Source organism: Mesobacillus jeotgali (assembly GCF_900166585.1).
GTDB lineage: Bacteria > Bacillota > Bacilli > Bacillales > Cytobacillaceae > Mesobacillus > Mesobacillus jeotgali_A.
In genome coordinates, this window is the sequence record NZ_FVZC01000009.1 from 1,565,880 (window position 1) to 1,587,013 (window position 21,134).

Here is a 21,134-nt window from a genome sequence, read left to right on the forward strand (position 1 = left end):
CATCCATTGCCTTAAACCTAAAACCTTCCCGATCTCAAAATAGAATAAAGAATCAATAAGAACATACCGAAGGCTATTACAAAGCCTATTTCTATTGCAGGTACACTTGTCAATACAGTATTATTCCCAAAAGTGGCTCCTACTATCAAACCCAGCACTACTATACTGAAAGCAAGCAAGGTTAGACTAAAAGAAACCTGGTTGCTGATTCGGTCAAATTTATGAAGGATTCGATTGATTTCGGAAAGACTGATTTCAAACTTCAAATCCCCTTTTGATGCCTGGTCTAAAACATTTTCCACTTGACTAGGGATATTCGTAATCGTCTCTGATAAGTCTTCGGCTTGATTCCAGAGTCTCTTCCCCATCTTGATTGGATCATAACGTTCCCTCATCAACTGTTCGCCATAAGGTTTTGCTATCTCGATCATATCGAGGGTTGGATCCATTTCTGAGATGATACCTTCAATCGTAATGAGGGCTTTACCCATCATAGTCAATTCCTTGGGTAGGATAATCCGGTGTTCCTGCGCTGCGGTAAATAGCTCCTTTACCGTCAAACCTAAACTTAATCCATCTTTGGATGATAGTTCCACCGTTTTCCTGATGCCATCTACATGATCATAAAAATGCTGCTCATCTATATCGGATGGTACATAGGCCATCCGTAATATCGCCTTGACTATTTGATGTGTATCCTTCTGCATGATCCCCATCATCATCGAAGCGGAATTGTATCTCAAACTGGAAGAAAGGCGTCCGACTTGTCCAAAATCAATGAAGACAAGCTGCTTCTTCTCTGGTATATAAAGGATGTTCCCCGGATGCGGATCCCCATGGAAAAACCCTTCTTTTAAAATTTGAGTTATGAATGCACTTACCAATAGGTCTGCAATTCTCCGTTTATCTTCTTTCCCCGCAATAATAGCATTTAACTCATTAAGTTTGACCCCTTCAATCTTTTCCATGGTCAATATTTGTGAAGTAGAGTAATCATGGAAGATAACTGGTACTTTAATGGATTCACAATCTTCAAATTGCATTTGGATCATGTCCGTATTCCGCGCTTCCTCCGTGTAGTCCAGTTCCCTCCTGATAGATTCAGACAACTCCTCGACCATATCAGTAATATTGTAATACTCTGCCCAGTCGTATCTCTGTTCAATCATTCTGGCGATATCCCGTAAAATTTCCAGGTCTGTATAGACGGTCTGCTTAATCCCTGGCCGCTGGATTTTCACCATGACTGATTCGCCAGTGTATAAAACCGCTTCATGGACCTGCCCTATTGAGGCTGCAGCAATATAATGTTCATTGAAATATTGAAAAACCTCTGTGACAGGCTTCCCAAATTCATGCTCGATTTTATCCTTGATGTCCTCTACAGGGACGGGTGGTACCTGATCCTGCAACAGTTCCAATTCCTTGACAACTTCATCCGGCAACAGGTCACTCCTTATACTTAACAGCTGGCCAAGCTTAATGAAAGCGGGACCCAGTTCCTCCAGCATACACCGTATACGATAGCCCATTTCCTGTGTATTCCCATTCTTTACTTCTGCTGCTATTCGGTCTTTTAGAGATAAAACCTGGAAAAGTCCCACTTCTTCTAGAACATATCCAAATCCATACTTCACAAATAAGGAAGCAATCTCCTTATATCTATTTAAACGTCTCAAACGGTCAGTCAACATTCCATCACCCGCTGCTATTATATGTCTTTTGAAAAACCTGGCGGGATATTCTCCATATGATTCTCCGCCTCATCAATTTCCCTATTGAGCCCACTATTTCTAAGACTTGATACTTCTTCCTGCAATAACGCAAGCTGTGCCTGTACAACATCTAATTCTTCTCTTGTAACAAATCCCCATTCACTAAGCTGGCTTCTCGCCATCTTTCTGAATTCTTCATTCCATTCTTCACTTTTCCCCTCACCTTTTTTAAAAAGGTCATCAAAAACAGTATCTGCCTCTGCCTGGGTCATATTCCCTTTTTCGACCAGCTTCATGATCGTTTCATCTACCTTTTCCTTTCCGGCTACTGCGGCTCCAAGCCCAAGTAAAAAACCGCTTTTAAGAAAATTATTCATAATATGGCCCTCCTAAAAAAATAATTTACTTATTAATACCCAAAAACAGGGGCTCCTACCCTTTTAAATTAAAAAAGCACCTAGCTCATTAAAAGCATGAACTAGGATACTTCTAAGTGACGTTTCCGAGTTTTATTAAAATTAAGCTTAATAATACCCTTTAAATCCTCAGATGCTCTTTGAAGAAAAATAGGATAATAGTTCCTGACTGTCCTAACTGTTGCATACTTTGCACTAAATGGCGCTGAGGGCTAGTGTTTTTATGCACCTGAACCTGCTTCGGACAATATCTTCTTGATAAATCGTTGTTTTGTCCAAACCTATACCTACATCGAACAAAACTATCCTCCAAGCCAATACTGCCTAAATGATATCTATCTTATCAAGATAGGCCCAGTTTTGCGGGGCACGCAAGCTCACTTGCCAGTAAGTTGCTCCCTGTAATTGATATAAATCAATAAGCCTGTATTTTTCAATATAGCTTCGAATATCCTCAAACCATACAATGTGTTCTTCCGTCCCTTTCCAGTATCTGAACCATGGTGATTGTGCGGCTGTATCATATTGGATGACGGAACCCGTGGAGATGGCCAGATTTTGGGCAGCCAAAACGGAAAGAGAGCGAAACTGGTTTGTTGAAACTACTTTATCATGACCGTAGAGCGGGAGACCAATTTGCAACTTATCTCGAGGTATTTGGGTCAGTGTATACCTGACTACAAGGGCAATCCACCATAGTGGCGAAATAGGATCAGGCGGGCCGCCCGGATAGCCATAATCAATTGTCATGACAGCGACGATATCTGCAATCTCACCGATTTTTTTATAATCATAGGCGCCAATGATAGGATTGGTCGGGATATCTTCAGTTTTGGCATGTACATTTACATGTAAGATCAGCCTTCCCATCGATGCTTTTAGTTCCCTAAGAAACGTATTGAAATCTTCCCTTTGAGGAGGCGGAATGAATTCTAAATCTACACTTATGCCTCCATATCCCCTTTGTATCGCCAAATTGACGAGGCTGGCCACGAGATTTCTTCTGTATGCCGGGGTTGACAGCACTGTCCCTGCAAGCTCTTTGCTGAATCCTGATGCTGTTGTATTCTGGATCAATAGTAATGGAATAATATTCAATTCGGAGCTTTTACGGACTATAGGGGCATCATCCCCATTCACATATGCATACCCTTCTTTTGTGAAAGAAAAAGCTGCGACAGCCAGGTAAGTGAGATGGGGTGCAATAGCTTCTAAATCAGCAAGGAATGTTGGAGAGGATCCAGGAACGATAAAACCTAATGTGGAAAACCATGGTTTTACAGAAGAAGGTATATTGATGTTCTGGCCAATATATAATCTGTTGGGATCAAGTCCCGGGTTTGCACTTAAAATATTACTTATACTCGCCTGATATTGCAGGGAGAGTTTCCATAATGTGTCTCCAGCTTTGATTTTATGAAACCGGAGTACCGGTAGAAGGTCTGGAATGTAGAGAGCAAGGCCTGGAACGAGTGAGTTCGCGGAAGGGAGACCATTAACCTCTAATATAGTTTGGATAGTTACACCGTATGACCTTGAAATGCTCCAAAGATTTTCTCCAGACTTCACGACGTGAACAGCCATTACATCACACCTTTTTATTTTTATCCTTCTTTCATCATATGGCCATTAAACAGTAATTTATTACTTTCTATTATAAAAGAAGCAGGGCTTAAACATATAAGCCCTGCTGTTTGAAGATTATCTCCACCTATCCCTCGTATCCTGTCTTTTTCTTGATTTGGATGCATGGCAGGCATCACATATCTGGTAGGGCGAATCAATATGAATCCCCTTTCCGCAATGCCTGCACTTCTTTTTATAATTTTTCATTTCAGACTTTAAAAATTCGTGTACATCATCACTTAACCCAGTACGCATTCTTTCCCAATACACCGCTTCAGTTTTTCTTCCCAATTTATATAAAAACAAAAGGTGAAGCCCAATCGCTTTATAAGAAAGCTCTAGTTCTTCCAGTGTGGCCGTTTTTACAAGTGGTTCCGGCAACTCATCCCCTGCAACGATGGCCTTTATTGTTTCAAGCCATTGCTCAATGAGCGCTGGTTCCCTTGAAGAAAAAGGAAGGTGAAGGAATCCATACAGTTCCATCATCGGCAGCCTCGCTTCGATTTCTGTATCTCTGACGTACTCATAAAGCTCTCTTTCTTCTGAAAGAGAAGCTTTGTTTGTCCCTTTTGGACTTTCGAATTTATTCCATAGTTCGAAAAAAACAGCAAGAGTTCGATGGTATTTTTGGAACCTTTCAAAAATACCGGAAGTAGGAGCAATAGAAAATGTCTCAACCGGTTTATCATCTTTTTCAAGCAGCTTTGCCATCATCCCAATATCCGAGGTGAACGCCACTCTGCCGACATTGTATATCCCTTTTCTTCCAGCGCGGCCAGCGATTTGTTTTACCTCTTGGGAAGTCAGCCTCCTTCTTCTTGTTCCATCAAACTTTTCATTTTCAAGGAACACAATTCTCCGGATTGGCAGATTGAGACCCATGCCAATTGCATCGGTAGCAACGACCACACTTGTTTCTCCATTTATGAATCTGTCTATCTGCTTTTTTCTTGTTTCCGGCGGCATGCTCCCATAAATCATGCTGACCTGGCGTCCGTTGTTTTGTAATTTCGATGCATTTTCAAGTACCTGTTTCCTCGAGAAACAAACAAGCGCATCACCTTTTTTAGTATTCTTAAGGCTGAACTCTTTATTTTCGACTTGAAGCGGAATCTCACGGCTATATTCATAAATCTCTTCTACTCCGTCATCAAGGAGGTCCATCATCATCTCTTTGATATTCCGGCTGCCAATGATATGGACTTCCTCTGCATTCGCCTTTGTAATTGCTTTAAACCATGAGAATCCGCGATCCTTATCCGCGATCATCTGGGATTCATCAATAACGACAACATGGTAAAATTCTTTTTCATGAAACATCTCTACTGTGCAGGAAATATGGCTTGCCCCTGTGACAGGTTTTTCTTCCTCCCCTGTTTTTAAAGAACAGGGCACACCCTCAGAGTTGAGCTTTTCATACACTTCTAATGCAAGCAACCTTAGTGGTGCCAGGTAAAGGCCGCTTTTGGCTTCTTTCATCCGTTCAAGCGCATGGTGTGTTTTACCGGTATTTGTTTCACCAATATGAAGAATGTACTTTACATTCCGCCTAAGAGATGGATTATATTCCCGGCCGAAAATATCCTCAAGCATGCGAGCCTCTTCTTCCCTTTTTCGATCTATCTCCGCCTGTTCTTCTGCCATCCTGCGAACCCTATCTGAGAGATCCTTTTCATAAATTTCCTGATAGACATTTATATCAAATTCGATATCCGGCAACCGTAAAAGATCACTAATGTATTCTTCCTGAAGCTTAAACATGAAACCATCAATATAAGCTTCGGTTATATCGCTGATGATTCTCCTAGTTTCAGAAACTGACAGGACATCGTTGAATGCTTCTTTAAAATAGCTGTTTATATCAGGGTCAAGACTTTTCAGCACCTCTTCTGCTGCTATTTCGGAAAAGTAGTCCAACAACTTTTTTTCAAAATGATACTGATAGGTCTCATATTCAAAATAATATCTGCCCCAATCGGACGTCTGATGTATTTGCCCTGTCAGTTCATCAAAGAAATCTGCCATAGCCCTGTAGTCGTCTGTGTTGTATGAACCAATCACCGTTAACTTTTCTTCAAGCATATACGTATCTATATCTTTGTATTTTTGTTCTTCTTGAAATATTCGCTTTAGCTCGATAGCCATTCTGTGCCTGATCTTCAAATACGCGACTTCCTGAAAATCATTTAAAACCTTCTGAGCATGTTTGAAAATTTCTTCTTTAACCTTCGCCTTTTTTTCAAGCATACGGTCCTCTTCGGCTTTTTTCAGAAACCTCTTTCTGGCCTGCTGATATAACTCATCCCAGCCAGAGTTATTGATGGCAGAATTAATCCATTCACTCGAATCAAAAGGTTTAAAGCTTCTCATTTCATTTCTGAAAAGCTTATTGATGAGTTTCCGGTCAATGCCTTCCACAACATAATCCCGCTCGCTTAAAAAGGCTTTTTTATCACGTTTGGAAAAATCATTTGTCGATTTTGTCAACCATACATTTAGCCAAATCTGGCTTATGTATGTGCTTCTTGTCTTCAGATAGTCCTCAAATTCCGGAAGCTTCTCTTGTTCGCCAAGAAATTTCTCTATGTCTTCCATAATCTTATTTTTCGTATTCTCGACTGCGTGCTGATGGATGGTTTCAATTTGTTTCATATCTGATCCCCTCAAGATTGTCTAAATATAAATAAAAGGCCGCACAATGGGTATGTGCGTCCCTTTTCCATTTCCTAAACTCTATAAATCAGAGGAATGGCAAGATTCTAGGTGTTCTTTACCGTTAACTTTTTCATGACTTTAGTTAATATCTTCTTATCATCCTTTGTAACACTCTTTGGTTGAAATGGAGATACTGGTTTTATCTTGTCATTATTTTCTACGCTTTGAATTTCCAGATAAAACGGTGTACTCTCCCGATTGCCCTTTAAATATCCCTTAAGGATTTTCATTTTTTGAGTCGTTCCAGTAAAAACACCTTGATAATCCCATTCTATTTCATTTTCATATCTTTTATCCATTTTTTCCTTTAATGCAAATGCCTCTAATAATGCATCCTCTGGAGTCGAAAAGAAGGATTTCGTTCTTCTTAACCCCTTCTTTTTGCTGCCATCGCCAGCTTTTGCCTGATATAGCGTAACTAACATCTTCCTCATCCTCTCACTGGTTTGTTCTCACGCCTTCTCTTGGTAGGTCGAAACACCAGAAGACCCAAGGAATTACATATACAGTATACCCTTTTTTCCATCAGTTACCTATTAATAAGGAAATTAAGCATTCAAAGCTCGTCTTTAACACTAAAGGAATTATTAAATTGAAGGTATTTATATCTCTCAACAACCATTTATAAATAAAGGAGCGTGTTAGATACACGCTCCTTTTGAAGATTATTTTGCTGTAACAACTTCTTTTTCATTATTTTTCTCATGGCGGATCGTTGCTTGTGCAGCAGCAAGTCTTGCCAGCGGTACACGGTAAGGTGAACAGCTTACGTAGTCAAGTCCTGCATTGTAGCAGAATTCAATCGAACTTTTCTCTCCGCCATGTTCACCGCAAATACCTGTTTTTAATCCTGGTTTTGTCTGTCGGCCGAGCTGGACACCTGTTTCAACCAATTTGCCGACTCCTTCGCGATCGAGGACGGCAAACGGGTTTTCAGGAAGAACTTTTTGTTCAATATAGGCCTGAAGGAACTTACCCTCTGCATCATCACGGCTGTAACCGAAAGTTGTCTGAGTAAGATCATTTGTACCAAATGAGAAGAAATCTGCTTCCTCGGCAATCTGATCTGCGGTCAGCGCAGCACGAGGGATTTCAATCATCGTTCCTACTGTATATTCTAATTCCTTGCCTGTCTCTTCTTTTATGCTCTGAGCTGCTGCATTCACAAGCTCACGCATTTCTTTCAGTTCATTCACATGGCCGACTAATGGAATCATGATTTCAGGCTTCGCATCAATTCCCTTATCAGCGAGTTTAGCTACTGCATAAAAGATTGCTCTAGCCTGCATTTCATAGATTTCAGGATGGATCATGCCAAGTCGGCAGCCGCGATGGCCAAGCATCGGATTAAACTCATCAAGCTGGCGCACCTTCTTAAGTAATGCTTCCTTTTCCTTAAGCTCTCTAGATTCTGGATCAAGGATTTGAAGTTTCGTAATCTCCACTAAAAGCTCTTCCTTATCCGGCAGGAACTCATGAAGCGGCGGATCCAGGAGACGGATTGTAACAGGCAATCCCTGCATCACTTCAAGGATTCCTTCAAAGTCCCCCTGCTGCATTGGCAGCAGTTCATCCAACGCGGCATTGCGCTCTTCGAAAGTTTCAGCAAGAATCATTTTCTGGACAATTGGCACTCTTGCAGCATCCATGAACATATGCTCTGTCCTGCAAAGTCCAATACCGCCAGCGCCAAATTCCAGAGCTTTAGCCGAATCCTCAGGGTTATCTGCATTAGCACGAACGCCTATTTTACGCTCTTCATCGGCCCACGCAAGTAATAACTGGAACTCTGAAGAAAGTTCAGGTTCAATCATCGGGATTTCACCAAGCATGATTTCACCGGTTCCGCCATCAATAGTGATGATATCCCCGTGATTCACGACCACTTCGCCAACTCTGAACTGCTTTTCATGTAAATCGATTTTCATCGCTTCACATCCGCAGATACATGCTTTACCCATACCTCGCGCTACAACGGCCGCGTGACTTGTCATTCCGCCACGGCTTGTTACGACTGCCTGGGCTGCGATAATACCATGTATATCATCCGGAGTGGTTTCCGGGCGGACAAGGATCACCTTTTGGCCGTCATTTGCAAGCAGCTCTGCTTCATCTGCATCAAAGACAACCTTGCCTGTCGCCGCGCCAGGTGAGGCAGGAAGGCCTTTAGCGAGCTGTTTCCGTTCATAATTCTCATCAATCCTGCGATGAAGAAGCTGATCAAGCTGCTCAGGATCCACACGGAGCAGGGCCGCCTTTTTATCAATGATGCCTTCTTTAACAAGCTCAGTGGATATGCGGATTGCAGCCTGGGCTGTGCGCTTTCCTGTACGTGTCTGGAGGATGAAAAGCTTCCCGCGTTCCACTGTGAATTCGATGTCCTGCATATCTTCATAGTGCTGTTCAAGACGCTGGCATGTCTCAACGAATTGCTGGTATACTGCAGGCATTTCATCCTTAAGAGTCTTGATTGGCTGTGGAGTCCTGATGCCTGCTACTACGTCTTCTCCCTGGGCATTGATGAGATATTCGCCATAAAGGATGTGTTCACCTGTGGACGGGTCCCTCGTAAAAGCTACCCCTGTTCCTGAATCATCTCCCATGTTCCCGAACACCATGCTCTGAATATTAACTGCTGTTCCTAAATGAGATGGAATTTTATTCAAGCGGCGATAAACAATCGCACGCTGATTATTCCAGGAATCAAATACAGCGTTGATGGAAAGGAAGAGTTGTTCCTTTGGATCCTGCGGGAAAGGTTTCCTTGTATGTTTTGTCACGATATTCTTATATCCTTCAATGACTTCTTTCCAGTCTTCTGCTTTCATTTCCGGGTCGGACATATAACCCTTTGCTTCCCTTGTTTCTTCAAGCAGACGCTCAAAGAAGAATACATCGACATCCAGTACAACATCACTGAACATCTGGATGAAGCGGCGATAAGAGTCGTATGCAAATCTTGGATTATCTGTAAGCTTTGCCATCCCTTCAACTGTCTCATCATTCATTCCAAGATTCAGGATTGTATCCATCATGCCTGGCATTGAAAATACAGCACCAGAGCGGACAGACACAAGAAGCGGGTTCTCGGGATTCCCAAGCTTCTTTCCTGTTTTTTCTTCCAGCTCACCTAGTGCTTCCAGCACCTGTGCCTGAACTTCTGCTGGAATCCTCTTTCCAGCATCATAATATGCGTTACATGCTTCAGTCGAAATCGTGAATCCAAAAGGCACTGGTAGACCGATACGTGTCATTTCCGCAAGGTTTGCACCTTTTCCACCCAGTATTTCTTTCATTCCGCTGTTTCCTTCATTAAAAAGATACACAAATTTAGACATAACTTAGCTCCTCTCACTTTTTAAAATATCAAGTATCAGCCCTGCAGTTTCTTCTATAGCTTTGTTGGAAACATTGATGACCGGGCAGCCCACACGTTTCATAATTTTTTCTGCGTAGTCTAATTCTTCAAGAATTCGTTCATAGCTTGCGTAATTCGCCCTTGCTCCAAGGCCGAGTGCCTTCAATCTTTCGGTCCTGATTTCATTCAGCTTATCTGGTGAGATGATCAAACCTACACATTTGCTTCTAGAAATCTGGAACAATTCGTCCGGAGGTTTAACCTCTGGAACGATCGGTACATTGGCAACCTTGTAACGCTTATGGGCCAGGTACATTGACAAAGGGGTTTTGGACGTACGGGAAACGCCGACCAGGACAATATCAGCTCTTAATATCCCGCGTGGGTCCCGACCGTCATCGTATTTAACGGCAAATTCGATTGCTTCGATCTTGCGGAAATATTCATCGTCCAATTTCCGCATCATTCCCGGCCGATGATTGGGCTCTTTATTGAACTTCTTTTCAAAGGCGTTCATGAGTGGATTCAACAGGTCAACTGCGTAGATTCCTTCCTCTTGAGCCCTTCGATCCAAATAGGCTTTTAGTGCAGGTACGACAATGGTATAGGCAATGATTGACCTGCCTTGCCTGGCCATCAAAAGGATATCCTCAATGTCTTCCTCGTCCTCAACGTATGAATTCCTTTTGATATCAACCTGCCCGCCATTAAACTGTGTTGCCACAGCTTTTACTACAAATTCTGCTGTTTCTCCGACCGAGTCGGACACCACATAGACAACTTCCTTCATCTCCAAAGTGCACTCACTTCCTAGACAGATTTTTGCTCTGCGATTTCTAGATAAACCTTTGTAATCGTTGTTTTGGTAATTCGCCCGATGACCTCATATGATTCGGCTTTACCGCTCAGCTCCCGTACGACAGGGAGAGAATCGATACGGTTGGTAACCAGTTTCCTTGCAGCCTGCAGCAGCGTTTCTTCAGGATTGACTGTAATGATGTTCGGCATCCTGGTCATGATGACGCTTACAGGAAGTTCCTCCAGATTTTTGTTCCCAATCGCCGCCCTCAGCAAGTCCTTTCTCGAGATCACTCCTGCAAGGCATCCCTCTGAATCAACAGCGTACAGAGTCCCAACATCCTCAAGGAACATCTGGACAATCGCATCATAAACAGAGGAAGATTTTTGTACTACAATCGGATGTCCTTTATAATCATTTACTTTTAAGTTTACTATCTCTGTCGGTTGAAACAGTCTCTCTTTATCCTTATTGAAAAAATAACCGACTCTCGGCCTCGCTTCGAGACTGCCCGCCATCGTGAGGATAGCCAGGTCGGGACGGAGGGTTGCCCGTGTCAGCTTAAGCTTTTCAGCAATCTGTTCACCAGTTATCGGCCCATCCTCTTTAACTATTTGAACGATTTCTTCTTGCCGTTTTGTAAGTTTAATAGAACTCACCATCAACGTCCCCCCAATAATAATTATGTAACATTATCAAGGAATTTTTAAATGTGTTATCCTTATTAATTTATAGTATATAACATTAATGGCAAAAGCAAAAGAAAAGGTTTTGATAATTCTAGATTTCTTTTAAATATGCTGTTTATTCAGTGGTTCCTTCATCGGTTATGGTTATGAATTATGCCATACTGTTTAAATTTCTTTATAAATCCTGCATTTACTTTTAAAAAAATCCCCCGGAGTACTATCCAGGGGATTTAATCTATTTTATATATTTAATTCAAGGATTACGGGACAGTGGTCACTGCCCATTACAAAACATTCTGCCCCTGCCATTTGAATGGAAGGTGCCAGTTTTTCTGAAACGATGAAGTAATCAATGCGCCAGCCTATGTTCCTCTCTCTTACCTTATTCATATACGACCACCAGGTGTACACATCCCTTGCCTCAGGGTGCAGATACCGGAATGAATCTACAAAACCGCTGTCGAGCAGCTCAGTCATTTTTCCTCGTTCCTCCTCCGTAAAACCGGAGTTCCCGCGATTTGATTTAGGATTTTTCAGATCCTCCTCACTGTGGGCAACATTAAGGTCCCCGCATAGGACCACAGGCTTCATCAACTCCAACCCAAGCAAGTATTCCCTCAACTTATCTTCCCAGGATAAACGGTAACCCAGACGAGCCAAATCACGCTGTGAGTTCGGTGTATAGACATTGACTAGGTAGAACTTGTCGAACTCGATGGTGATTGCCCTGCCCTCATGATCATGTTCAGCTGACCCAATACCGTATTTTACTGACACCGGCTCTTGCCTCGAAAAAACCGCAGTTCCTGAATACCCTTTCTTCTCAGCGTAATTCCAGAACTGGTGGTACCCTTCTAATTCAAGGCTGATTTGGCCTTCCTGCAGTTTCGTTTCCTGGATGCAAAACAAATCTGCGTCCGCTTCCTGAAAGAAGTCCAAAAAACCTTTTTGGGCACATGCCCTTATGCCATTCACATTCCATGATACTAATTTCATAAATATTATTCTCCTCGATGTTATATTAATCTGCTTAGCGGAAATCACATATTCTATTATTCTAACAGTCTTCAATCAACGATTCTAATACTGCGATTCCCTTAACAATGTCATCAATCCGGCCATTCGCAAAAGAGAGCCTGAAATGCTGGCTTTTTTGGTTTGAATAGATCCTGCCTGGATTGATCAGTACTCCATTTGCTAAAGCTTTCCGGTACAAATCAGACAAAGCAACCTCTGCCTTGAAGTCAACCCAAATGAAAAATCCCCCTGAGGGCTTTTCCCATTCAGCATACCGGCTCAGGTGTTTATCCAATGCAAGCATTACAGCATTTCTGCGATCTTTCAAATGCTTTCTTACTCTTAATAAGTGCTTCTCATACAATCCGCTGGAAAGCCATTCTGCTGCCGCTCTTTGAGAAATAGAACTTGTGCCGTAGTCAGTTTGCATTTTCAGGTCAGCCAGGCGGTCAATAACGGCTTCCGGCCCTACAATCCATCCGATCCTAAGACCTGGATTAAGGCTTTTTGACAGGCTGCCTAAATATAAGACATTCCCATGTCTGTCATGAGATTTGATTGGCAACGGCGGCGGATTGTCCAGCCATAGGTCACCGTAAACATCGTCCTCTATTAAAGGAATCTGTTCATTTTCCGCCAGCTTGAGCAACTCCTGTCTCCTTTTCTCCCCCATTATTGCACCAGTAGGATTATGAAAAGTTGGATGACAATATAAGACAGAATTTTTATGTTGATGAACGTTTTCTATTTTTTCAGGGAGGATTCCTTCTTTATCAATAGGGATTCCCTGAAGCTTCATGCCCGCGGACTGAAAAGTAGACAAAGAGTTTATATAAGATGGATCCTCAAGGAACACTGTTGATCCCCTTTCCAGCAAACCTATGGAAATAAGATGGAGAGCTTGCAAGGCTCCAGATACAACCAAGATTGAAGAGGTTGGTACTTTGATGTCTTTTTGGCTGAGATATTTCGAGATTGCTTCTCTTAAAAGTGGATTCCCTTTTGGTTCCTCGTAGCCGAAAGGTTCCAGATTTTGTCCCACTTTTGTTATAACAGCCCTCATATCATCAAGCGGGAATAATTCTTTTGATAGCTCACCCTTGCTAAGCTGAATCAAATTTTCATCGGATTCTGCTTTGTTTATAGCCTGAACAGTTGGTTTGCTCGCTTGATGAGAACCAAGCTCTACCTGTTCATTCCAATTCACGGGAGGAACTGCCCGCATCAACGTCCACGTGTTATTGATTACTACTGTGCCCATTCCGAGCTTTCCTTCAATCAGCCCATCAGCTGCCAATTCATCCAGAGCTGTGATGATAGTACTTCGGTTCACTTCGAATTGCCTGGCGAGCTCGCGCTGGCTTGGAAGCCTGCTGCCAACCGGCCAGGTACCGTTCGTAATCTGTTCTTTTATATAGTCACTAATCATCTTGTACTTCGGTGCTTTCATTTCAGGCTCCATTCAAAAATTGGTTGGTTTCATTCTATCCCTATTGGATGGATACATTTTACCAAACTCAAGTTATATTTGGTAGACAGAAGAGAACTGAGGAGTGAATTGGTCGGTTTTTAAGGAGGTGGATGAAATGAAAATCCGAATGACTATGGCACATTTGCTCGTCATCTTTTTATGGGGATCGGCATTCGCCGGTATCAGGCATGGCCTTGAAGGATATTCCCCTGAACACCTGAGCTTTCTTCGGCTCCTAATTGGCTCCCTTGCATTAGCGTGTTATGCTGTTATCACAAAAATGAAGCTGCCCGAAATGAAGGATTTGCCTGTCATCTTCCTGTTCGGATTCCTGGGATTTGCGGTATATCAAACCGCCCTGAATTACGGGGAAAAATCAGTCAGCGCCGGTGCAGCCAGTTTGCTTGTCTCTACTTCACCTGTTTTTATTGGGTTATTAGGCAGGATTTTCTTTCAAGAACGCGCAGGAAAAAGGTATTGGATTGGTGCAGCCATCAGTTTGGCAGGCATCTTCTTTATTTCCGCTGGATCTGGGGGATGTGTCGAACTGGGATTCGGGGTGATGTTAATCCTGATTGCTTCTTTTTCAGAATCACTGTACTTTGTGTTCCAAAAAAAATATCTTGAAAAATACGGTCCACTTCCTTTTACTGCATATACGATATGGACGGCCGCCATCTTAATGGGTTGCTATGCTCCCGGCACAGTTACACAGATCGCTTCGGCACCTTTAGGATCTACTATAAGCGCTGTCTATCTCGGAATTTTCCCTACAGTTATAGCCTACTTTGCTTTAGCATATATAATGGCCAAATCCGGCACGGCTGAAGCAGCCAGTTCATTGTATCTAACACCTGCCGCGTCTTTTCTGATCGCCTGGACCTGGTTGGGAGAAATACCGACGTTCCTAACAATGGCAGGCGGCATCCTTACCCTTGCGGGTGTGTCCCTGACATACCTCCAGGGAAGAACCGAGGTTTCAGAATCCTTATCAGAGATCAAAGGATAGCTGTTCTGTTTCTCCCTCAGTGTTTTTCCTGGCAGGCTTGGTCTCCTGAGTCAGACTCTTGAATTTTTGCCGTGCACTTTTATTGGCTTTTACCACATCTATCATCGGAGTTGGATAGCCAAGTTGATAAAAACCTGGATAAAGCCAGGGTTCATGAATGTATTCGATCGGTATATTTTCAAGCTCGGAGATATATCGGCGGATGAACGCTCCTTCTGGATCTATCTGTTTACCGACCCTAAGAGGATTAATAATTTTCACCTTGGCCGTTAAGCCTGATATGTGCCTGAAATAAAAACTGTGCAATGCAGGCTCGTAATCTAAATATAATTGAGCTAACGCGGTCCCGGGTTTCTGTCCATCCATTAATAATGTATTAGTAATAAACGAAGTCACCATTTCCCTTAACGTAAAGTTCAACCAGCCTGTTTTATCAAGGCTTCTCATCGCGGCGTCAATGATAGGGAATCCTGTCCTCCCCTCTAACCAACGCTCGAACCACTCTTCATTCCACCCATTTTTGATTTTTGATAATTCTACGGATTCGTTGTTTTCCGGAATCATACTGGAGGATTTTACCCGGGCAATTAATTTTGATAAAAATGTTTCCAGTTGGTGTCTTTCTTCAGTTGAATCGCAAGTTTCAAGTGCTTCAGTTGTCTTTTGGAAGACTGTTCTTACCGAAATATTCCCCCAGGAAATGTAAGCGGACAGCCTCGATGAAGAAAACGACGATGGCAGTGGTTTATGCTGGTTTCCCACGTAGTTCGCAAATCGTTCTTCGAGAAAGGAATCCAGTGTCTCTGTTGCCCGGCTTTCTCCCCCTTGCTGTCCGAAGCGTATTCTTTTTCCTTTTACTCTGAATTTCTTGATTTTTTTAATATCAGTGAACAAAACGGATGGTGTTTCTTTCGGTATGTAAATTTTGGCTGGCTTCTCGACTAGAGGCTCCTTCACATGTTCCTGAAATAGCTGTTTAAAAAGCTTTGCTGTCACGCTGCCAAAATCAGGACCATAAATAAACACGCGCTGTTGATTGTGTTCACTCCATTCTAAAATCTTCTCCAATAAAAACGAATTTCGATGGACAAAGATATTGATAGATTCATAGGCTTCCAGAAGTTTTTCCAGAACTTCCTCCAACTTATTAATTGAGAAAAAGAGTTTTCCTCCAAGATTTTCAATTTGCTCAGAAAGTTCTTCTAGACTTTCAACTACAAATTGAAAATGCCGGATTGAATGTGTGTCTTCCTCCCATTCCGATGGCTCTAAAATATATAACGGCAAAATTTCACCCATTTTGGCCGCTTCTCCTAACGGTTGATGGTCAAAAATGCGCAGGTCTCTATTAAAAAGGACGATGTTCATTCAAATCACTCCGTTAATCTAATAAACAATTAGGCTATAGTTAAAAATCTTAAAAGCTAATATTCGAGTACTTAGAATACAGGAAATACAAAGAATCATGCTGGATCTATTTTTAGTTAAGCAATTCCCTGAGAAGAATTCCGAACAGAATTCCCAGGAACATGGAAGTCAATGTTCCGAGCAAGAAATATTCAGCCCAATCCCGGTCATCCATTTGCTTGAAACGTGCAATGGATTTCGCCGTTACAATGAAGGCAATTGCCGGATAAGACCCATAATAAGTCAGGAGAATGACCAGCATCCGTTCAATATAACCAATCAGTTTTCCTCGGGACATGTCGTGCTTATTGAAAATCATGTAGCTGTATTGTTCGGATAGACCGCTATCTTCCTTATTCCTGGGATATAAAGGCTCCTTTAATTCATTTTTAAATGTGTATTTCCCTTCGAAGGTCAATAGCTGCCCTGGAAGAGAGCCAAGCAGGATCTTGATGATATGTCCGCTGACAGTAGTGCCCATGATAAATATTATTAGAATAACCAGTAAGATTGCAGCAATGCCCAAATCCCGGCCTTGCGTAAAAAGAAGCTCTATAAACTTTTGTATGTTCGAAGCTATGGGAGTTCGATAAAACAATTGCAGAGCAGCCAGCAGCATTGTCATATGAAGAAGCTGGTCCAGAAGAAAAAACCAAAGTCTGTTAAGGGTGTGACGTGATGTATGGTGATCAATAAGTTTAATTTTGAACAGGTCTATGATCAAATGAGAGAATGTAATGAATATTACCGGCAAAATGACGGACATTACTGGATCATCTTGCTTGTAAAAACAGAACCATCCTGCAGCCAGGACAATTGTGTTCACCACCAAATGATGAAGTAAATGCTTTTTCAAACTCTTTAGCTTGTCCTCTACCATTCGATCTGTCTGCAGGTAAAAGTCCGCTATTAAATGGGCAACCATAAGACTTAATAAAAGCATATCTTCTCCTTTCCCCAGAACCTAAAGGCTGAAAACTTCCCGCACCTGGCTTTTAAGGTCATTTTTTATTTTCACTTCAATCCGATGCTCTAAGTCAGCGGACGTTCTCTTCTGAAGAGATTCCAATACACTGACAATTTCCTGAAAGCTCTTAAGAACCTGTTCACTATGCCCCTTCTTAAAATGGCTGTATACAGTAGGAGCTGATTTGCCAAGAATATCTGCGACTGCATTCTGCTTCCTATAAATCAGGTAAAGGGAACATACCAACCGCTGTATATCTGTTTGCTGTGTGCTTATAACATGCTGAAGGCTAAGCATGCCATTCATAAGAACCTGGATCCCTGGTTCATCATCGTCAGTCAGGAAAAAAAAAGATTCTCTGTCTTTTTGCTTTTTTAACCGCTCGTTGGCGGTTCTCGCCTGCTTAACTATAGGGTGAATCCATTTTTCGATGTCAATAGTCTCAATGCTTTTCTCTATATGCCCAAAGGATAGGCCAAAATATGGGGAATTATGTTTATACTTCCAGATTCGGCTGATGTAAAATGCCGTAATAAAAGCCGATGAATATCCTTCAGCCAAAAGAATCAACTCATCTCCGGCCCGGTGACTAACCTGAACGCTTACAGACTTTCCGTACCAAGTTTTTATCGTCGACTCAAGCTGACCTAAATAACGGCTCAATGTTTCTCCATTCTCCACAGAGGAGGAATTTGAAACATCCATTATAAAAACTGAAGCCGATGTCATTGTCATTCCACCCAACTTAAAATTAGATTTATTAATCTAATTTATTACAAATTAGATAGTACAGTCAAATATATTTATTATTAGCCTAAAAGGTAAAGTTTTTATCCCCTTCATTTTAACAAGAGCGTATGTTCGACTCAATGGGTAAATACGTTTAAAAAAGGCTGTTTTCGTAAAGGTTGTTGTTAAAATGCCGTTATGAAGTTCGCTATAAGTGTGCAAGCTCTTTTCCCTTAATAATTTTTTGTGTAGAAACATAGGTCATTCAATCTTATTTCGTTGTCACTAGCAACAAAGTTTGAGAAAAGAGCCTAAAAAAAAGAGCCCTGAGGCTCTTTTTTGAGTTGATTATTCTTCTGTTACGACAACCTTTTCCATTACATCGCCATTGCTCATCGCTTTTGCAGCTTCCAAATTGGAAGTAACTTTTCCGAAAACAGTATGGACACCGTTTAAATGCGGCTGAGATTCATGAACGATGAAGAACTGGCTCCCACCTGTATCTTTACCTGCATGAGCCATAGAAAGTGAACCCGGTACATGCGTGTGCGGGTTGCCTTCTGTTTCACATTTGATTGTATATCCAGGGCCGCCAGTGCCTGTACCGTGAGGGCACCCTCCCTGACTTACAAATCCAGGGATAACACGATGGAATGTCAACCCATTATAAAAGCCTTCGTTTGCAAGCTTTTCAAAGTTCGCCACTGTTCCAGGAGCTTCGTTTGGATATAGTTCGAATTCGATTTTTTCACCATTCTGCATTTCTATGTATCCTTTTTTCGCCATGAAAATCATCTCCTTAATGTAAAATCACTGCTATCATACCACTATTCGTTTCGAAAATAAAAGTATCCACCTTGAAATTGTATTTTTTCATAAAGTATGTGTTAAAATATAACTGCCTCTGCCGAACATTCGCTTGTTGCGGGACACTTAACCACTGTACGGACGGCAGAGGCCCTGCTTTGCAGGGAATTTTCAGTTAAGCCTTGCCTAGGTAAGGTTTTTATTTTTTATAGAGTAAAAATTCTAGTTTAAAATATTAGGAGAATACATGATTAATAAAATAGATCCCAAATACAAAAAGTGGATATCAGCCATATCTTTCAGCCTCTTTATTCTATACATCATTCTTGCTGCATTATTGTTATTCCTTAGTCCATACAGGCAGGCTGCAAATGAAATCAATTCAACTGGGACCAATCCATACAACCTCATTCCATTCAAAACAATCACAGACTATATAAAAGCATCTTCCCATATCAATCAAAGCATTTGGATCTTAAACCTGTTCGGCAATGTACTTGCCTTTTTGCCTCTGGGGTTATTCCTCCCATGGTTATTTGAGAGGTTCATAGGATTTTGGCGGACAACCTCAATAGTCCTTCTCGCAACTTCGCTGGTGGAGATCCTCCAGTTTCTGACAAGGGTTGGCAGCTTCGATATAGATGATATAATCCTAAATACCCTTGGCGGGGCAATAGGTTATCTGTTTTTCCGTATTATTTGGCAGTTTTTCTTCAGGGGGGAACGTGGTGAAAATTAGAAGGCTAAAAAACGAAGAACAGCCTCCATGGAACTTGATTCTCTCTGCTGATCCTTCAAGAGAGATGGCAGCAAAGTATCTAAAGAAAGGCTCATGTTATGTCGCTGTTTCAGATAACGAAGAAACTCTCGGAGTAATCGTGCTGCTTCCAATCGCGGGAAACAGGATAGAAATAAAAAATCTGGCGGTAGCTGAACCAGCTCAAAGGAAAGGCATCGGTAAGAGTCTAATTAATTATGGTATTCAGGCCGCAAGAAATGAAGGATTTGAAGTAATCGAAATTGGAACAGGCAATTCGAGCATCAATCAGCTTGCTCTTTACCAGAAAGCAGGCTTCCGTATCACTGGAATAGATAAAGACTTTTTCTTGATTAACTACCCTGAACCGATTTTTGAAAACGGGATCCAATGTAGGGACATGATTCGATTATCAAAGAGTTTAATGGATCAAACCATGTAATATACACTTTTTAAAGTAATGCGTTTGGGCTATGCCGGTCACCAATTAGGACAATTGGCGGCCTATTTTTTATCCAAATTTTCGAACCGAATATCACGTCCAATTAAAGCCTCTTTTTCGCTTTTTCACAATCTTAGGTCAAATTCACGCCCATTGATGTCCTTTTTTGGTCTTTCCGAAATTCCGGTCCGCCAATTACGACTATTGGTGACCTCTATTTTGTATTTTCCCAGATTTTGAAACCAATCCGTTATAGAGAAACTTGTTTTGGCTTTTTCCGTTCATTTCTGGATATATACAAAGGAGTCTATTACTCTGCATTTAAATAGTTAATCAGCTTTGGCAATTCTTTATAGATCTCAACGATGTGATCCAGCTTCATCCTGACTAACCCGCTTGAGGATGGAGCGACAAAATCGATTGTGTTGTCGACAACGGCCTCCGCCTGCATTCCCCATGAGACCTCTTTTCTGCCGCTGTATTGCTGATAAACACCCTTGCCAACGAAGCAGACTATTTTAGGACAGTAGTTTTCGATTTTCTCCCGGAGTTCTTGCTTTCCGTGCTGATATTCTTCTTTTGTAATCTCATCTGCAGCCTTAGTTGGTCTGGAGACAATATTAGTCATACCGTAGCCAAGCTCTAAAAGTAGGTAATCCTCGGAGGGTTCATACTTTCTTGGCGTAATGCCGGCTTCAAAAAGGATCTTCCAAAACCTGTTGTTCGGATTGGCGTAGTGATGACCTGTTTCCGATGACCGTATACTTGGGTTAAAACCAACGAAGACAACATCAAGATTTTTCTTTAAGTGATCTGATATAGGCTGCATCACCCTTCTCCTCTCAATATATATCTATCACCAATAACGGGGAGGCAATTCATTATTTTTGCTGATGTTCTTAAATATTCTTAAGTGGAACAGGAATTCATCATAGTACATTGTTTCGGCATTCTCAAATGAATAGGCATCTGCAAAGTGATCCAATAGTTCGGCATCTATGCTATCTTCAAGGCCACTCAACCACATTTTATAGCCATGCTTCTCATAAATATTGCTTAGGCCAGCCCACTCGAACATTTCTTGCATTTCACTTTCACCCATTCTATCACTCCTTTTCATTCACCTCCATTTTTCCATACTAGTCCATACCTTATACTCCAGTTAACATTTATAGAATTTCTATCAGGGTGCTTGGCAGAAATAAAGAAA

At 41.7% G+C, this 21,134-nt stretch carries 19 protein-coding genes; 3 read left to right on the plus strand and 16 right to left on the minus strand.

Annotation, left to right across the window (positions count from 1 at the left end):
- Positions 1-17 precede the first annotated feature (17 nt).
- The 10 genes from B5X77_RS17930 to pdxR form a co-directional block, all read right to left on the minus strand.
- On the minus strand, positions 18-1,694 hold the full coding sequence (locus B5X77_RS17930) for an ABC1 kinase family protein (RefSeq protein ID WP_079509300.1): 1,677 nt from the start codon (positions 1,692-1,694) through the stop codon (positions 18-20).
- A 17-nt stretch (positions 1,695-1,711) separates the two neighbouring features.
- A complete protein-coding gene (locus B5X77_RS17935; protein ID WP_079509301.1) occupies positions 1,712-2,092 on the minus strand; it encodes a phasin family protein in 381 nt (126 codons plus the stop codon).
- Positions 2,093-2,455: 363 nt separating this feature from the next.
- Positions 2,456-3,715 (minus strand): LysM peptidoglycan-binding domain-containing protein, encoded by a 1,260-nt coding sequence (locus tag B5X77_RS17940; RefSeq protein ID WP_079509302.1) that lies wholly within the window; start codon positions 3,713-3,715, stop codon positions 2,456-2,458.
- A gap of 117 nt (positions 3,716-3,832) precedes the next feature.
- Positions 3,833-6,409 carry a DEAD/DEAH box helicase gene (locus B5X77_RS17945; protein ID WP_079509303.1) on the minus strand — a complete coding sequence of 859 codons (2,577 nt, stop codon included), beginning with the start codon at positions 6,407-6,409 and terminating at the stop codon, positions 3,833-3,835.
- Between the two features lie 107 nt (positions 6,410-6,516).
- A complete protein-coding gene (locus tag B5X77_RS17950; RefSeq protein WP_079509304.1) occupies positions 6,517-6,897 on the minus strand; it encodes a hypothetical protein in 381 nt (126 codons plus the stop codon).
- 240 nt (positions 6,898-7,137) lie between these two features.
- On the minus strand, positions 7,138-9,810 hold the full coding sequence (gene ppdK, locus B5X77_RS17955; RefSeq protein WP_079509305.1) for a pyruvate, phosphate dikinase: 2,673 nt from the start codon (positions 9,808-9,810) through the stop codon (positions 7,138-7,140).
- A 3-nt stretch (positions 9,811-9,813) separates the two neighbouring features.
- Positions 9,814-10,626 (minus strand): pyruvate, water dikinase regulatory protein, encoded by an 813-nt coding sequence (locus B5X77_RS17960; RefSeq protein ID WP_079509306.1) that lies wholly within the window; start codon positions 10,624-10,626, stop codon positions 9,814-9,816.
- Between the two features lie 14 nt (positions 10,627-10,640).
- Complete coding sequence (locus B5X77_RS17965) at positions 10,641-11,291, minus strand: helix-turn-helix transcriptional regulator (protein WP_079509307.1); 651 nt, start codon at positions 11,289-11,291, stop codon at positions 10,641-10,643.
- A gap of 267 nt (positions 11,292-11,558) precedes the next feature.
- Entirely contained in the window at positions 11,559-12,314 is a 756-nt protein-coding gene (locus B5X77_RS17970) for an exodeoxyribonuclease III (RefSeq protein WP_079509308.1), read from the minus strand.
- A gap of 61 nt (positions 12,315-12,375) precedes the next feature.
- Positions 12,376-13,785: a MocR-like pyridoxine biosynthesis transcription factor PdxR gene (pdxR, locus tag B5X77_RS17975; protein WP_079509309.1), complete on the minus strand. Its 1,410-nt coding sequence runs from the start codon at positions 13,783-13,785 to the stop codon at positions 12,376-12,378.
- A 136-nt stretch (positions 13,786-13,921) separates the two neighbouring features.
- Between pdxR and B5X77_RS17980 the strand changes: the two genes are divergently transcribed.
- Complete coding sequence (locus B5X77_RS17980; protein ID WP_079509310.1) at positions 13,922-14,815, plus strand: DMT family transporter; 894 nt, start codon at positions 13,922-13,924, stop codon at positions 14,813-14,815.
- On the opposite strand, the gene B5X77_RS17985 is transcribed toward B5X77_RS17980, so the two are convergent.
- The 4 genes from B5X77_RS17985 to B5X77_RS18000 form a co-directional block, all read right to left on the minus strand.
- Positions 14,798-16,183 carry an FAD-binding domain-containing protein gene (locus B5X77_RS17985; RefSeq protein ID WP_079509311.1) on the minus strand — a complete coding sequence of 462 codons (1,386 nt, stop codon included), beginning with the start codon at positions 16,181-16,183 and terminating at the stop codon, positions 14,798-14,800. The genes B5X77_RS17980 and B5X77_RS17985 overlap by 18 nt on opposite strands.
- Positions 16,184-16,295: 112 nt before the next feature.
- A complete protein-coding gene (locus B5X77_RS17990) occupies positions 16,296-17,165 on the minus strand; it encodes a DUF3307 domain-containing protein (protein ID WP_079509312.1) in 870 nt (289 codons plus the stop codon).
- A 21-nt stretch (positions 17,166-17,186) separates the two neighbouring features.
- The gene (locus B5X77_RS17995) at positions 17,187-17,918 is read right to left on the minus strand and encodes a hypothetical protein (protein ID WP_079509313.1); all 732 of its coding nucleotides are present in this window, start codon (positions 17,916-17,918) and stop codon (positions 17,187-17,189) included.
- A gap of 348 nt (positions 17,919-18,266) precedes the next feature.
- Positions 18,267-18,704, minus strand: a complete 438-nt coding sequence (locus tag B5X77_RS18000) for a peptidylprolyl isomerase (protein ID WP_079509314.1) — start codon at positions 18,702-18,704, stop codon at positions 18,267-18,269.
- 268 nt (positions 18,705-18,972) lie between these two features.
- On the opposite strand from B5X77_RS18000, the gene B5X77_RS18005 reads away from it, so the two are divergent.
- Positions 18,973-19,464: a VanZ family protein gene (locus tag B5X77_RS18005; protein WP_079509315.1), complete on the plus strand. Its 492-nt coding sequence runs from the start codon at positions 18,973-18,975 to the stop codon at positions 19,462-19,464.
- Entirely contained in the window at positions 19,454-19,924 is a 471-nt protein-coding gene (locus B5X77_RS18010) for a GNAT family N-acetyltransferase (RefSeq protein ID WP_079509316.1), read from the plus strand. The genes B5X77_RS18005 and B5X77_RS18010 overlap by 11 nt, the downstream gene beginning before the upstream one ends.
- Before the next feature lie 310 nt (positions 19,925-20,234).
- Here B5X77_RS18010 and mug read toward each other — a convergent pair whose 3' ends face one another.
- Both mug and B5X77_RS18020 read right to left on the minus strand, forming a co-directional pair.
- Positions 20,235-20,753 carry a G/U mismatch-specific DNA glycosylase gene (gene mug / locus B5X77_RS18015; protein ID WP_079509317.1) on the minus strand — a complete coding sequence of 173 codons (519 nt, stop codon included), beginning with the start codon at positions 20,751-20,753 and terminating at the stop codon, positions 20,235-20,237.
- Between the two features lie 27 nt (positions 20,754-20,780).
- Positions 20,781-21,026, minus strand: coding sequence for a hypothetical protein (locus tag B5X77_RS18020; protein ID WP_079509318.1), 246 nt, complete (start codon positions 21,024-21,026; stop codon positions 20,781-20,783).
- Between the last annotated feature and the right edge of the window lie 108 nt (positions 21,027-21,134).